General features: G+C 39.9%; 13 protein-coding genes. 8 read left to right on the plus strand and 5 right to left on the minus strand.

What is annotated here, in order from left to right:
- Positions 1-90: 90 nt before the first annotated feature.
- Positions 91-1554, plus strand: a complete 1464-nt coding sequence (locus BUQ89_RS09485; RefSeq protein WP_028460478.1) for a M17 family metallopeptidase — start codon at positions 91-93, stop codon at positions 1552-1554.
- A gap of 86 nt (positions 1555-1640) precedes the next feature.
- On the opposite strand, the gene BUQ89_RS09490 is transcribed toward BUQ89_RS09485, so the two are convergent.
- Together BUQ89_RS09490 and queF are read right to left on the minus strand one after the other, a co-directional pair.
- Entirely contained in the window at positions 1641-2843 is a 1203-nt protein-coding gene (locus BUQ89_RS09490; RefSeq protein WP_051537452.1) for a transglycosylase SLT domain-containing protein, read from the minus strand.
- 36 nt (positions 2844-2879) lie between these two features.
- Positions 2880-3299 (minus strand): preQ(1) synthase, encoded by a 420-nt coding sequence (queF, locus tag BUQ89_RS09495; protein ID WP_028460477.1) that lies wholly within the window; start codon positions 3297-3299, stop codon positions 2880-2882.
- Positions 3300-3394: 95 nt separating this feature from the next.
- Here queF and smc point away from each other — a divergent pair, with 95 nt between their 5' ends.
- The 3 genes from smc to BUQ89_RS09510 all read left to right on the plus strand — a co-directional run bounded on the left by smc (position 3395) and on the right by BUQ89_RS09510 (position 9541).
- Entirely contained in the window at positions 3395-6964 is a 3570-nt protein-coding gene (gene smc, locus BUQ89_RS09500; protein ID WP_028460476.1) for a chromosome segregation protein SMC, read from the plus strand.
- Positions 6965-6985: 21 nt separating this feature from the next.
- Positions 6986-8134 carry a cell division protein ZipA C-terminal FtsZ-binding domain-containing protein gene (locus BUQ89_RS09505; protein WP_028460475.1) on the plus strand — a complete coding sequence of 383 codons (1149 nt, stop codon included), beginning with the start codon at positions 6986-6988 and terminating at the stop codon, positions 8132-8134.
- Between the two features lie 606 nt (positions 8135-8740).
- Positions 8741-9541 (plus strand): sulfite exporter TauE/SafE family protein, encoded by an 801-nt coding sequence (locus BUQ89_RS09510; RefSeq protein ID WP_028460474.1) that lies wholly within the window; start codon positions 8741-8743, stop codon positions 9539-9541.
- 20 nt (positions 9542-9561) lie between these two features.
- Here BUQ89_RS09510 and BUQ89_RS09515 read toward each other — a convergent pair whose 3' ends face one another.
- The 3 genes from BUQ89_RS09515 to purE form a co-directional block, all read right to left on the minus strand.
- Positions 9562-10452, minus strand: coding sequence for a phosphoribosylaminoimidazolesuccinocarboxamide synthase (locus BUQ89_RS09515; RefSeq protein ID WP_028460473.1), 891 nt, complete (start codon positions 10450-10452; stop codon positions 9562-9564).
- A gap of 2 nt (positions 10453-10454) precedes the next feature.
- Positions 10455-11603, minus strand: coding sequence for a 5-(carboxyamino)imidazole ribonucleotide synthase (locus tag BUQ89_RS09520; RefSeq protein ID WP_028460472.1), 1149 nt, complete (start codon positions 11601-11603; stop codon positions 10455-10457).
- 240 nt (positions 11604-11843) lie between these two features.
- The gene (gene purE / locus BUQ89_RS09525) at positions 11844-12338 is read right to left on the minus strand and encodes a 5-(carboxyamino)imidazole ribonucleotide mutase (protein ID WP_028460471.1); all 495 of its coding nucleotides are present in this window, start codon (positions 12336-12338) and stop codon (positions 11844-11846) included.
- A 263-nt stretch (positions 12339-12601) separates the two neighbouring features.
- Between purE and BUQ89_RS09530 the strand changes: the two genes are divergently transcribed.
- The 4 genes from BUQ89_RS09530 to hisD all read left to right on the plus strand — a co-directional run bounded on the left by BUQ89_RS09530 (position 12602) and on the right by hisD (position 15769).
- Positions 12602-13033: an ExbD/TolR family protein gene (locus BUQ89_RS09530; protein ID WP_028460470.1), complete on the plus strand. Its 432-nt coding sequence runs from the start codon at positions 12602-12604 to the stop codon at positions 13031-13033.
- 91 nt (positions 13034-13124) lie between these two features.
- Positions 13125-13763: a superoxide dismutase gene (locus BUQ89_RS09535; protein WP_028460469.1), complete on the plus strand. Its 639-nt coding sequence runs from the start codon at positions 13125-13127 to the stop codon at positions 13761-13763.
- Positions 13764-13774: 11 nt separating this feature from the next.
- Complete coding sequence (gene hisG, locus BUQ89_RS09540) at positions 13775-14419, plus strand: ATP phosphoribosyltransferase (RefSeq protein ID WP_028460468.1); 645 nt, start codon at positions 13775-13777, stop codon at positions 14417-14419.
- Positions 14420-14461: 42 nt separating this feature from the next.
- Complete coding sequence (gene hisD, locus BUQ89_RS09545) at positions 14462-15769, plus strand: histidinol dehydrogenase (protein WP_028460467.1); 1308 nt, start codon at positions 14462-14464, stop codon at positions 15767-15769.
- Positions 15770-15793: the final 24 nt, after the last annotated feature.

Consider the following 15793-nt stretch of genomic DNA (forward strand, 5'->3'; position numbering starts at 1 on the left):
TATAATAGCAACAGTTTATGTGATGAAGATTCTTCACGTACCAATAATCATAAATTGTCATTCAAATTATATTTGACAGGGAAGCGATCAATGCTTGCAACACTTATTCAGAACGAATCACCTTTCGATAAATCCATTAAAGCAACACATATTCTCGTAGTACTTCCCCGATTAGCAAGACTACCTAAAAAATACGACATTCCTGGTGAAAATACACTGAAAAAATTGCTAGAACGGCGCGATATGAAGCTGAGTAAAATTAGCGAAATATCGATAAGTAGTAACCTCGATAATGGTGCTTTATGTGCTTGGGTAATGATTGATTTAGACAAGCCCATATTTAATCAGCAGACTTGTATCCGCAAGGCAGTTCAATTGCTCTTAGAGGAAAGCCCTGCAGAAATACATATTGCTGTTTATGGGAACACGAGTCAGAAAAGTATATTTGCAGAATTGGCTATTTATGCTGCTTGGGTTAATGGCGCGGCCCTTCCTGTGCGGAAGAAAAAGCAGGAAAGACAATCGCTTGCTAAAATAACGCTATTCGGTCATCAGGATCCTGATAATTTTACACTGCTCAGTGCACAAGCTGAGGGAAATTTTCTGGCACGTGGATTAACAATATTGCCTCCTAATGAACTAACTCCTCGTACTTACCGTGAGCAAATAAAAAAGCTTGCAACAAATGAAGGATGGGAGCACGAGGAATTTGATGTCAATACGTTACGAAAGATGGGAGCGGGTGCATTTGTAGCAGTAGCACAGGGTAGCGATCCGGAGGATGCAGCTATCGTGTATTTGAAGAGACGTTGTGATACAGAAACTAGCAAAACGATTGCACTGGTAGGTAAAGGCATCTGTTTTGATACTGGCGGGCATAATTTAAAACCTGCCCGCTTTATGCATGGCATGCATGAAGATATGAATGGTTCAGCGGTAGCCTTAGGAATTTTATTGGCAGCCACGCGAGCTAATATCCCAATTAATATTGATTGCTGGCTTGCCATAGCTCAGAATCATATTAGTCCGCGTGCTTATAAGCAAAATGATGTAATCACTGCACTGAATGGCTTAACAATCGAGATTATTCATACGGACGCTGAAGGGCGAATGGTACTGGCTGATACTTTGACCTTGGCAGAACGACAAAAACCAGAGATGATTATAGACTTTGCGACGCTCACAGGGAGTATGCATACAGCCTTAGGCTCTCGTTATAGTGGTATTTTCAGTAATAATGATGATTTGGCGCAGGATGCAGTAGATGCGGGAAAAACGAGTGGTGAGCGTATTTGTGTATTTCCGATGGACTCCGATTACGAAGAAAGCCTGGAAAGTAAAATTGCGGATATTAAACAATGTTCATTAGATGGTGAGAGTGATCATATTCTCGCAGCTCGCTTTCTGAATCAGTTTATAAATAGTACACCATGGATACACATGGATCTTTCTGCTTGCAGCCATAAAGGTGGATTAGGTGCGGTAGGCAGCGATATTACTGGTTTTGGTGTGGGGTGGGCGATTAAACTCATGCAAAAGATAACATCTTCCTAAATGATGCTTTTCCCTCATGATTATGCATAAAGGAATCGGATTAGATTAACCCGATTCCTTCAATCAGCTATCGCTGCACATTAAGATTAAAAATTATTCTTAGACAAATATTTAATATTTTTAGTTGATTTGTTGTTCACGATTAAAGTATCAACATTATGGCCAGACTCTATGCGCGGAACCAGAATAGTCTGACCTTGAGTAATTTTATCGTTCTGCGTGATACTGTTTACTTCTTTTAACTGTGCGACACTGATGTTATGGCGAGATGATAATTCTTTGGCATTCTCCCCTCTTTTAACCTGATAAATCTGCCATGAAACAAGTGGTTTATTGCAACTTTCAAGATTAGTTAAGAATGTTTCAATCTTATCAATGGGTAATAATAGAATGCGGGGAGTGTTATTAACTCTAATGATAGGTCGATTATATGCAGGATTTAATGCATTGAATTCCTCAATAGGTATATCAGCAAGCTCTGCTACCAAACTGATATCTATATGGTGATTAGCTTCAACTTTGTCAAAATAAGGTTCATTGGGTATGGGATTTAGCTCGATGCCGTAATCTGTTGGATTAGCAATAATATTTTTTACTGCTATTAATTTATGTACATGATTCCGAGTTTCGCGAGGGAGTTTAATATGACGAAAACTGGTGGGGAAGCCTTCTTCTCGATTTTTAGCTAATGAGCGCTTTATTGCCCCCTCTCCCCAGTTATATGCGGCTATTGCCAATTTCCAATCACCAAACATACCATAGAGATTCTGTAGATAATCAAGAGCAGCCTGGGTAGCTGCAATAACATCCTTACGTTCATCACGCCACCAGTTTTGTTTTAAACCAAAGCTTCTTCCCGTAGCAGGAATGAATTGCCAAAGTCCTGCCGCATTACTGCTTGATTCGGCGTTGGGATTAAAGGCACTTTCAACTATGGGTAACAATGCAATTTCGGTTGGCATGCCACGACGCTCAACTTCTTCAACAATGTGATGTAAATAGCGTTTACTTCGTTCGGCAATACGATATATATAGTTCGGATCACGGGTATAGGAAGCCTCATTATTGCGTACTTCTTTACTATTAAGATCGCCCAAGGTAAAGCCATTACGAATCCGCTCCCACAAGTCATCTGAATCTGTGGCGGCATCCGCCGAATATTCAGCTGCATGTCCGGTTGAGCTATAGCTTCTGGTTTCTGCTGCATTCACCGGAAAATATATAAATATTGTTAATAAACAGGCGATTATTGTTTTTTTTAGATATTGTGCTGTATATGTTTTTTGCATAAATAATTATTATAATTTGATTCTATTTGATTAAAATTATTTACGTGTATTCGATTGTTCATCAAACTCCTCTAGTAATACCGCTGGCAATGGTTTCCACCCTGTTTTACGATGCTCCGCTACAATATTAGTAAAGAGACCACCACGGACATAAAATCTAGCAATGAGGCGAATATATCTCGGCTTTAAAGCAGCGATGAGGTCATCGAGTATCAGATTGGTGACCGCTTCATGAAACGCACCTTCGTTGCGGTATGACCAAATATAGAGTTTGAGGCTTTTCAATTCGATACATTTTTTGTCGGGAATATAGTCTAAAATTAAAGTAGCAAAATCAGGCTGCCCTGTTTTTGGACATAGGCAAGTAAATTCGGGAATTTCTATATGAATACGGTAATCTCGTTTTTGTGTGGGGTTTGCAAATACTTCCAGTTTTTTTTCGGGTTTGCTTGTCATTCTCTATGATTAGATTAAATCAGTTAAAATAAACGTCCAGACTGCATTTTCATATTATTATTTATCTTTCAATTATAACCGGTTTACCTGAAAAATTGCGCCTCTCTCAAATTAAACTTGCTGGTTTCAAATCCTTTGTTGATCCTACCATCATCTCTACTCCTGGCAATCTGGTTGGAATTGTCGGCCCTAATGGTTGCGGAAAATCAAATGTAATCGATGCAGTCCGTTGGGTTTTAGGTGAATCAAAAGCATCCGCTTTACGGGGTGAATCCATGCAGGACGTTATATTTAGCGGATCAGCAAACCGTAAACCAGTTGGTCGTGCCAGTGTGGAATTGATATTTGATAATAAACTGGGCAGGGCTATTGGGCAATGGTCAAGTTATGCTGAAATTGCCATTAAAAGAGTGATTCAGCGTGATGGAGCCTCCGCATATTATATCAATAATACGCATGTACGCCGTCGTGATATTGCCGATATCTTTTTGGGCACAGGGGTCGGAGGACGTGGCTATGCCATTATCGAACAAGGTATGATTTCGCGTATTATCGAAGCGAAGCCACATGAATTAAGATTGTTTCTGGAAGAAGCCGCAGGAATTTCCAAGTATCGGGAACGCCGCCATGAAACTGAGTTACGCTTGGCCGATACCCGAAAGAATCTCTTACGGTTAGAGGATATATATCAGGAGCTAAGCACGCAGCGACAGCATCTGGAAGAACAGGCTAAAGCGGCTAAGCAATTAAAAGAAACTCAAATAAAATTACAAACAGCACAGAATTTATTATGGTTGTTACGTAAGCAGGAAGCAGTTACAAAGCAAGTGTATGCAGAAAATGAGATTCACAGGCGAGAGCAAGAATTAGAAACCGAGCGAGCTAGGCTATCTGATTTGGAAAAAAAACTAGAAACAGTGCGATTCCAACACTCATCTGCCAGCGAACAATTACAGCAGTCGCAGGATAAACTCCATGCAGTCAATGCAAGCGTAATCTATTTAGAGCAAGAAATAGCACATTTACGCAAAAATAACGAGCGTTTATCACATCAAATACTCGAAGCAGAGAAACAACTGGAACGTAACGAACTACAGGTAAAAAGTGCTACTGATAGTCTGGCTCACTGGCATAAAGAGATTGATCTGGCTCATTCCGTTCACCAATCCAGTATGGATAAGAATACAAATGCACATGATCAATTACCAACAATTGAAGCAGCCTTCCGCTTAGCTCAAGAAAACCTTAATGATTATCAACGTAATTTATTGTTGATCGAGCAAGCCAGTCATTTAGAAAAAAGTCACTATGAGCATGCTGATAAGTCCGCTCAGCAATTAAAGTCTCGTCATGATCGTCTAATACAGGAGCAAAATGCACTACCTCAACCTGATTATGAGAAGCTGGTTTCTTTACAAAAGGAAATAGAAAATCTGAATATGATTCAGGGGCAGAAGAAAAACATGCTTGCAGAGACTGAAGGTCAAGCATTATCTGTAATCGAAAACAAAAAACAGGCTGCGAAAGAGGTGCTGTTACTAGAGCAGGCGTTAACTCAGATGAAGGCACGATTTGATGCATTGCAACGTTTACAGCTGAAGTTGGAAAATAATGCGGCATTGACCGCATGGTTGACTAAATACAAATTTGATGCGCTACCCCGATTATGGCAACACATTGAAATTGAAAAAAACTGGGAAAATGCATTAGAGTCCATATTGCGTGAGCAATTGAATAGTATCGGGTTTGATCAACTAGATGTATTACAGAGCTGGGAACATGATTTGCCACCTGGAAAATGGACATTATTCGAAACAGAACAGCCATCAGTTTACGCAGCTAATAGTAGATTGGCTGAAAAAACTGAAGAAACGACCTGTAACGTAACACAGTGGAAATTATTGCGGGATCATATAATCTGTACTCATAGTGGGATCAAGTCTGTGCTAGACGAATGGTTGAGTCAAATATATGTGACTGAAAATCTCCAGGAAGGTTTATTGCAGAGGATTCATTTGGTTTCCGGTGAAAAGCTAGTAACAAGCCAGGGACATATTTTTACCCGTTATAGTTTGACCTTTTATACGCCTGATTCTCAATTACATGGAGTATTAGCACGCCAACAGGAGCTGAATCTAATTAGTGCCGAGATAAATCAATTAAATATCAATCTGAATCAGCAACAATCCAAATTAGCGAAAACGGAGTGTGCTAGTGAGAAACTAGATGAAACAATCAAACGATTACACTCGGATAGCAAACAACTGCAGCAGAGACAACATAATTTACAATTAGAAGCAGTCAAACTTTCACAACTCACTGAACGTGTTGATCAGCGTCACACTCAGATTAATAATGAGTTAAAGGAAATTACACAGCAGTCGGCCATGGAAATCCTGCAGAAGCAAGATGCTGAAATAAAAATAAATCAATATATCGAGCAGCTTGACGAATTAAAGAAGCAGGTGGAACAAAAGAATCTTGCTTCAGTAATGGCAGAACAATTACTTGCTACACAACGGCAACTCGTTCAAAATACGATGAAAGAAATGCAAGAAGCAGGGTTTTATTTAAAAACATGCGAAAGCAAAATCAACGAATTGGAACAAAATATTCGAATCTATAACGAAAATATAAGCAGATCGACAAAAGATAGAGATCAGTTATTAGCGGAACAATCTAGCTTGGATGAAACATCATTAGAAGCTCAGTTACAGGAGAGTCTGGCGAAACGCATAAGATTTGAACAAATTGTTGCTGAGGTGCGTGAACGTTTGAACAATGCCACACGCTATCTACAGGAAATAGATAATTCGCGCATCGTTTCTGAGCAGAAATTACAGGCATTGCGAGAGTCAATTAATCAAGTGCGCCTTAAAGAACAAGAAGCTTGTATTACTGCGAGTCGGTTTGATGAACAGCTAAATGAAGCCAAGGCAGACGAGAAAGATTTACTACCATTAATTGATAACTTGCAGCCTTCAATGTTGCAAGCCGATATAAAACGGCTTAATGCTGAAATCATGGCACTGGGAGCGGTTAATCTCGCTGCTTTAGATGAACTGTTGATAGCTCAAACAAGAGAAGCCAATCTTGGTTCACAATTACGTGATCTGAATGCAGCAGTCAGCATACTGGAAAAGGTAATTCATCAAATAGATCATGAAACTCGAGAATGTCTGCTGACAACTTTCAATTCGGTCAATAATAACTTAGATGAAATTTTTCCTGTAATGTTTGGGGGAGGACAGGCAAAGCTCATTTTAAATGATGGAGGAATTCTGGACTCCGGTATAACGTTAACGGCACAACCACCTGGTAAGAGAAACAGCTCTATTCATTTGTTATCGGGCGGAGAGAAGGCATTAACTGCCCTGTCACTTATTTTTTCGTTATTTCAACTGAATCCTGCGCCTTTTTGCTTGCTAGATGAGGTTGATGCACCCCTTGACGACAGCAATACGGATCGTTTTTGCGATTTAGTAAAGAAAATATCGAAACAAACACAGTTTCTATTTATTAGTCATAATAAAATTACAATGGAAATGGCGCAGCAACTATTAGGCATTACAATGCAAGAACAAGGAGTCTCGCGTGTGGTTGCTGTTGATGTAACGGAAGCCATTGAATTGGGCAGTGAAGTTAATGCAAGTTTAGGCGTTTAAGAAGATAGCAAGGGAGATAGTATGAACATAATGAATATGAGTGACTTGCAGATAAGTTTAATCATTATCGGCGTCGTCATCATCGTGGGTGTTGCTGTCTTCAATTGGGTGCAACAATTACGTTATCGAAATAAGGTACAGGCATCGTTTGATCGGGAATATGAAGATGTGCTGCTTGAAACAGATAAAACCATCAAAAAAAATGAGCGTATTGAGCCACAATTAAAAAAGACGGTGGCGCCTGTACCTGAGTTTCCTGAAGACTCAATTGAACCTGTCGAAGACGACAAAAAAGATGACCCAATAAAGTCACCGGTAGTCACATCAACTGATTCGGCGACGGATGAATTCGATAACAATATAAACTATATTGCCAGTCTGTACTCGGACTCGATGATTTCTAGTTCCGATTTAACTGTACTTCTACATGGAAAATTTGATTTTGGGAAGCCTGTGCGCTGGTTAGGACAGCAACAGAAGGGAGACTCGTGGGAAGAAATTACTTTGGAAACAAATGCGAATAAAGCAGGTTACATTGGTTTAAAAGGTTGCCTGCAACTTGCCGATCGTGCGGGTCCTGTTAGCGAGGTTAATTTATCCAAATTCCGCGATATAGTGCAGGAATTTGCGTCACAAGTAAATACTGTGGCAGATTGTCCTGATATCGTGGCAGCACATGATCGCGCTATATTACTTGATAAATTTTGTGCAGAAGTGGATGTTATGATTGGTATCAATATTATTAGTAAAGATGATGGTGCATTTGTTGGGACAAAAATCCGGGCACTAGCGGAAGCATCGGGGTTTAAGCTTGAGCCAGAGGGTATATTTAAATATCGCGATGATAATCATACTGTTTTATTCACGCTAAGTAACTATGAGTCGGTACCATTTATATCCGAAAATATCAGAACATTGACTACACATGGCATTACCTTCTTACTGGACGTACCAAGAGTAGCAAATGGAGAAAAAGTTTTTGACCAATTAACACATCTTGCAAGGATTTTTTCTTCAACCTTAGGCGGAATTATAGTAGATGATAATCGTGTTCCGCTCAGCGATAGAGGGCTGATTCGAAGCAGACAGCAGTTAAGCGACATTCAAATATTAATGCAAAAACAAAAAATTCTGGCGGGCAGTAAAAGTGCATTACGGTTATTTGTATAATTCGTACAGCTTTAATGTTTATCGTAACGTTCTATATGATTGATAACTGCGATACATAATTCATATCTGTCCAAGATTATGGGAAATTTTGACATGAATGAATTTAAGCGTAGAATTGAATTCTGATAGGAAAGAAAGGCTGAGCGGTAGCTTAATTAACGCGGCAGTTTATGGATAAAAATAATTTTTCCAAGCTAATCTTAGAAGATAGTTTTAGTGCCAAGAAAATATAAAGACTGCTCCCTGCGGTGTTAGTTTAGACCCCTATTCTTTGAACCAATTTTAAGAAATAGGTTGTAAGTCAGAGTGATGTTGTTGTGAGCTTCCTGCAAGGAAGCACCTGATACATCCGACAAGCGACCGCCTTGGACCTTATGGTTCAAGATGAAGGGCTGACGGCATTTGTGGGGAGCTTTTTTTATCTAATTGATTTTATACTATCACTGTTTTTTTAAAGTAATCAGATAAAAATAACGATTAGATTTCCGTCAATTTTCCTGGATAAGAGCTAAAACAACTGAGATCGCTACGCTATCTTGTATAACTAAAGACAAGATAAGCTTTAGCGTTCAAGGTGTGAGTATTAACGTTCGCGGTGTCAAATAAATGGAATGGTGGCTGATTTATCTGCTATTAGGCGCAATTGTTGGCTTTTTTGCCGGTTTATTAGGAATTGGTGGCGGATTAATGATTGTACCGGTTTTGACTTTTATTTTTACCGCTCAAGATTTTCCTCCTGACCGTATTTTGCACCTTGCTCTTGGCACTACTATGGCAACAATTATATTTACATCAGCATCTAGTTTACGTACGCATCATTCGCATGGCGCTGTAAACTGGACAATCGTAAAAAATATTACTCCAGGTATTATTATTGGAACGCTGGGAGGTGCGACACTAGCCGGAACGCTTTCGAGTCAGCTATTGAATATAATATTTGTTTTGTTTATTTTTTATGCTGCGACACAAATGCTATTAAAAGTAAATCTGAGCTCTAATCGTCAGCTTCCTGGGAGAATTGGTATGTTTGCAACGGGCAGTTGCATTGGTTTGATATCCAGCCTGGTTGCCATCGGTGGCGGTTTATTAACAGTTCCATTTCTTTCTTTTTGTAATGTCAAGCTTCATCATGCTATCGGAACTGCTGCCGCGGTAGGATTCCCCATTGCAATAGCGGGTGCCATTGGTTATATTCTCAATGGCTTGGCACAGCAACCGCAGTTATTGCCCGATTATAGTCTGGGTTATGTTTATTTACCCGCACTTGGATGGTTAATTTTAGCGAGCATGCTGACTGCACCATTAGGTGCAAGAGTCACTCACAGCACCCAGACTACAACACTGAAAAAAATCTTTGTGATTTTGCTTTACTTATTAGCTATTAAGATGTTAATTAACCTATTTTAGCGTGATTTTTAAGCAAATGACTACTCAGTTAGGAGTCTTAATGCTTCCTGATATTTTTTCCTCGTTTGATTGAGAATTTCAGGAGGTATTGTCGGTGCAGGTGCTTTTTTATCCCATACCTGCCCTTCCAGCCAATCTCGAATAAATTGCTTATCGTAGCTAGGTGGATTTTTGCCGACAACATACTGGCGAGCAGGCCAAAAACGAGAAGAGTCAGGTGTGAGCACTTCATCAATTAAAAAAAGCTGGCCCTCATTATCTAGTCCAAACTCAAACTTTGTATCAGCAATGATGATATTCCTACTTGCAGCATAATTAGCTGATTCGGTATAAAGACGAATCGATTTTTCGCGAATTTTCTCGGCCAGCGTTTTACCCAGCTGGGTGATTACACTTGCAAAAGGGATATTTTCATCATGTGCATCTGTTTTTGCCTTAGTTGAAGGTGAGAAAATAGCGCCATCCGGTAGCTTTTCTGCTTCTTGTAATCCTTCGGGAAGTTTGATATCACAAATAGTTCCTTCTTTCTGATAATCCTTCCAGCCGGATCCTGCTATATAACCACGCACAATGGCTTCTATTGGCAATGGTTTAAGCCGTTTTACCACGAATGCCCGTCCAGCTACCTGCTCACGCTCTGCCGCTGATACTACGGATTCAGGTAATATTCCTGTTAAATGATTAGGTATAATATGCTCAAGTTTATTAAACCAGAAAACGGATAGTGCGGTCAGTAATTTACCTTTTCCTGGAACTGCTGTTGGCAAAATTACGTCGAATGCAGATAGACGGTCTGTCTGAATTAGTAGTAAATACTCGTCATCAATCACATAAATATCCCGCACTTTACCTCGATGTAATAGTTGCAGACTTTGAATATCTGTTTCAAATAATGCAGGTTCATTAGGCATGGTTAATTGTCTAGGCTTGGGTTTGGGTTTAGTGAATGTTTTATTTTTAATGCTTGTTGCAATGCAGTTTCAGTCGTTGTATCTAGCACCGTATAGTGTCCCATCTTTCGTCTGGGGCGAGCTTCACGTTTGCCATATAAGTGAAGCTTGGTAGAAGAATATTGCAATACCTGTTTCCAATTGGGTTCATTTTTTTGCCATAAATCACCCAGCAGATTCACCATTACTGCTGCACTATGCATGCTCGTACTGCCTAGTGGTATCCCGCAAAGTGTCCGTACTTGTTGTTCAAACTGAGAGGTAATGCAGGCATCAATCGTATAATGTCCACTATTATGCGGCCGAGGTGCAATTTCATTTATGAGTAGCTGATCATTTTCCAATATAAAAAACTCTACGCATAAGACTCCTCGATAGTTTAATTTTTCAGCGACACGAATTGCAATTTCTTGTGCCTTTTGTGCAATATCTCGAGAAATTCTTGCGGGAATAATACTGATATCCAATATGCCATGATCATGCTGATTTTCCGCTACTGGAAACAACCTCAGCTCATCATCCACCCCTCGTGCCACAATAACTGAAATCTCACAGACGAGCGGCATCAGACGTTCTAGTACACATGATTTATTATTCAAATCAGCAAATGCGGTATTCAGTTCTGCTTGAGTATTGACGCGTATTTGACCCTTACCATCATAACCAAACCGACTAACCTTGAGAATACCAGGGAATAAATCGGAATACTGGGTAATTGATAGCTCATCAGGATTTTGAATGACTAGAAACGGAGCAACTGAAAAGCCATTTGCCACAAGGAATTGTTTTTCAAGTATTCTATCCTGTGTAATAGATACACAGCGCGCATCGGGACTGACGAAACAGTATTCCGCAAGAATACGGAGTGATTCTGCGGGAATATTTTCAAATTCTGTAGTAATGCCTGCACAGGTAGAGCCCAACTCATGTAACGTATTTCTATCGGTATAATCAGCACATATAAAACGATCGGCTATACATCCAGCAGGGCAATCAATTGATGGGTCAAGTACGGTAACACGATAACCCATGCTGTGTGCGGCCATAACGAACATGCGTCCGAGTTGACCACCACCAAGTAGACCTAACATTGCTCCCGGCATAATATTCATAGTTCAAAAAATTGCAGTTGGTCACTCCATTGTATATCCAGCACTCTATCCCTCATAAATCTATTCATAAATGGTAGCTTTATTTGATTCGCAGCTCATTGCCCACTGCTCATTACGTATAATCTATTTTATTTTTGGCTGACGTTGCGATGCGATAAGTTATGTGATGAAACAGTTATGATATCTACTGCGGGCAGATCTATTAAAAAACAGGTATTCCATTTTATTTAACTTCAGTTTTTAAAGTAATCCTGGAAGCTTTATGGCTGTTGCCATTTCTGTTTGTTTCTTACGAAACAATTCAAGCTGTCTCATGAGCTGACTGTTCTCAGTGGCCAGTAATGCTACAGCAAACAAACCGGCATTAACTGCACCCGCTTCGCCAATAGCAAAAGTGGCAACGGGTACCCCCTTTGGCATTTGTACAATGGATAATAATGAATCAAAGCCCTGAAGGTGCTTCGAATTAACGGGCACACCTAATACGGGTAATGTAGTTTTGGCAGCAATCATGCCGGGAAGATGTGCGGCCCCCCCTGCTCCAGCAATAATACATCTGATCCCCCGATCAATCGCGGTCTCAGCATATTCAAACATGTAGTCTGGCGTGCGATGAGCAGACACTATTTCAGCCTCATGAGATATATTAAAATCTTTTAAGATTTTAACCGCATGCTGCATGACATGCCAATCGCTGTTACTACCCATGACGATACTAATTAATGGTTTTTGCATGTGGTGTGCTGCTGATTTTAACAATGAAAATTAAAAATATTAAGATAATGATGATGTCGCTTATAAAAAAATAGAATCCGGGCTGGCTATTTTACAAGTCTGTGTAATAATTGTGCCAGTTATTTAGCTTTAAAAAGCGATAAGATTTGTTTATTAGCATTCTGTTTATCTAAAGACTAAATTATTGTGAACTGTTTAGCTGTGCGGTTGCATTCTGAATAAGTCTCAAGATATTTTTATAGAAAATTACTTACCATTGCATTATGAATTTCCAACGTGGCAGACAAAAAGAAGAACCAGAAATTAATCTGGTACCAATGATCGACGTGTTGCTCGTTATTGTAATTTTTTTGGTAATCACGACAACCTATTCAAAATTTGCTGAGCTTGAAATTAATTTACCCAGCACTACAGCAAAGGAAGTAGACGACAGCATTGATCGCCCTAATATTATAGATATTTCAGTAAATGCACTGGGCAATTATACAATCAATGCTACCCCTATAAAATTTTCTAGCGTTGAAAGTCTCCGCGATGAACTCCGTTTAGCGGCCGGCAATCAGTCTGAACCATTGATTATTATCAATGCAGACGCAAAAGCCACTCATCAATCTGTCATTACTATAATGGAAGCCGCTCGTTTAGCAGGGTACAATAAAGTTACCTTTACGACTGAAACCCAAAAGCCTGAGTGATGATTAAGTTAGTCACTTATTTAAAGAGAATTTAAAAAAAGAAACACCATTTTAATACATTAATTTTTTGTATCTAATAAAGGAGAAGAGAATGGCTAATATTAATGTCGATAATTTTTCCAACGCGGCACAATCCGAGTCTCAATATGTTTTAGCACCGCTACCCTATGCGGATAATGCGCTTGAGCCGGTTATTTCTGCTCATACACTGAGTTTTCATTATGGAAAGCATCATAAGGCTTATGTTGATAACCTCAATAATCTGGTCACGGGGACAGAATTTGCGGGCCAATCTCTAGAAAAAATAATACTAGCAACTGCAGGCCGGGCTGATAAAGCAGCAATATTCAATAATGCTGCACAAGTTTGGAACCACATGTTCTATTGGCATAGTCTAAGTCCTAATGGCGGTCAACCATCTGCAGTATTAAAACAAAAAATTGAAGCATCATTTGGCAGTCTGGATGCATGTAAAAAGGAATTTGCAACGGCAGCAATGACTCAGTTTGGTAGTGGCTGGGCATGGTTAGTACTGGATGGAGATAAAATATCCGTTGCTAAGACAGCTAATGCGGATTCACCACTCACCAAAAACATAAGACCCTTATTAACAATTGATGTATGGGAACATGCCTATTACCTGGATTATCAAAATCGGCGTGTAGACTACGTTAATACCATTCTTGATAAATTGATCAACTGGGATTTTGCTAATGCTAATCTTGGATGATTTCCTGATCTATGACTGATATTACTATTGCCCTTTCAAAAGGGCGCATTTTTGATGATACTGCGCCTTTATTGAAAGCGGCAGGTATTATTGCACTCGATGATCCTGAGACATCACGCAAGCTTATTATTGCTACCAATCAGCCCAACATACGACTCGTTATAGTGCGCGCATCCGATGTCCCCACCTATGTCCAATATGGCGCAGCAGATATTGGAATAGGTGGAAAAGATGTGCTGTTAGAACATGGTGGCGCAGAACTTTATCAACCTCTGGACTTAAATATAGCCCGTTGTCGTATGATGGTTGCTGTGCGTGAAGGATTTGATTATGAGTCTGCTGTGTGTCAAGGTGCGCGGCTTCGAATAGCCACAAAATATTTACGCACAGCACGGGATCATTTTGCAAGCAAAGGCGTACATATTGATCTCATCAAGCTGTATGGTTCGATGGAACTCGCACCGTTAGTTGGTCTTGCAGATGCAATTGTGGATCTTGTTTCCAGTGGTAATACATTAAAAGCGAATCATCTTAAAGCGGTTGAAGAAATTATGCCCATATCAGCAAGACTCATTATTAATCAGGCAGCATTAAAACTAAAGCGTAAAACGATTCAGCCTATACTAGATGCATTTTCAGATGCTGTCAGAAAATAGTTTCTTAAACTAAAACTATAATATCGATACCCTCTTATCCCTATGATTCAAATAAAACGGCTATCTTCCACTGACCCTGATTTCGATACAACACTGGGAAAATTACTGGCGTTTGAGAATGAGCAAGATGATGCAATTGAAGCAACTGTTGCCAACATTCTTATTGATATAAAAAAACGGGGTGATCAAGCATTATTCGAGTTGACTCGTCGGTTGGATCACTTAAATATAGCGTCCATTACGGACATTGAGTTATCTCCAGATGAGCTGTTGCAAGCCTTGGAAAACCTGCCTTCAGATCAGCGTGATGCACTCGAGCAATCTGCTGAACGGATACGTGTTTACCATAAAAAACAGTTAATTCAATCTTGGCAGTATACTGAACCGGACAATACAATACTGGGTCAAAAAATAACGCCGCTGGATCGGGTCGGTTTATATGTTCCTGGAGGTAAGGCATCCTATCCTTCGTCGGTACTCATGAATGCAATACCCGCTAAAGTAGCGGGTGTGAGTGAACTAATCATGGTTGTACCAACACCTAGGGGGGAAAAGAGTGATCTGGTATTGGCTGCTGCTGCAATTAGTCAGGTTGACCGTGTTTTTACTATCGGCGGAGCTCAAGCCATCGCGGCGCTAGCTTATGGAACTGAGACCATACCACGGGTGGATAAAATTGTTGGTCCAGGTAATGCATATGTCGCTGCAGCAAAGCGCAGAGTATTTGGTTTAGTTGGCATTGACATGGTTGCTGGACCCTCTGAAATACTGATTATTTGTGATGGTAAAACTAATCCAGATTGGATAGCCATGGATTTATTCTCCCAGGCTGAACATGATGAATTAGCGCAGGCAATTTTGCTAACGCCTGATACCGATTTTCTAGACAAGGTTGCACAAAGTATTGATCGATTAATTGAAACCATGCCGCGGAAAAATGTAATTCGTACTTCACTTGAGAATCGCGGGGCATTAGTCAAGGTCCGTAATCTAGATGAAGCTTGTACTATTGCTAATAAGATCGCACCTGAACATCTGGAATTATCTATTGATCAGCCAGAAATATGGTTGGAAAAAATTAAACATGCAGGTGCTGTTTTTTTAGGACGAAACACCTGTGAAGCTATTGGTGATTATTGTGCGGGCCCTAATCATGTACTACCAACATCCCGTACAGCACGCTTTTCGTCGCCACTGGGCGTCTATGATTTTCAAAAAAGAAGCAGCCTCATTCAGGTTTCACAGCAAAGTGCATCAAAGCTTGGAGCAATAGCTTCTATATTAGCCCACGGAGAGGGGCTTCAGGCGCATGCAATGTCAGCAGAATATCGCTATAAAATAGATAAGTAGAATTCGTTCGCTATAATTCAATCA

It is taken from the genome of Nitrosomonas cryotolerans ATCC 49181, from assembly GCF_900143275.1.
In the GTDB taxonomy this organism is placed as follows: domain Bacteria; phylum Pseudomonadota; class Gammaproteobacteria; order Burkholderiales; family Nitrosomonadaceae; genus Nitrosomonas; species Nitrosomonas cryotolerans.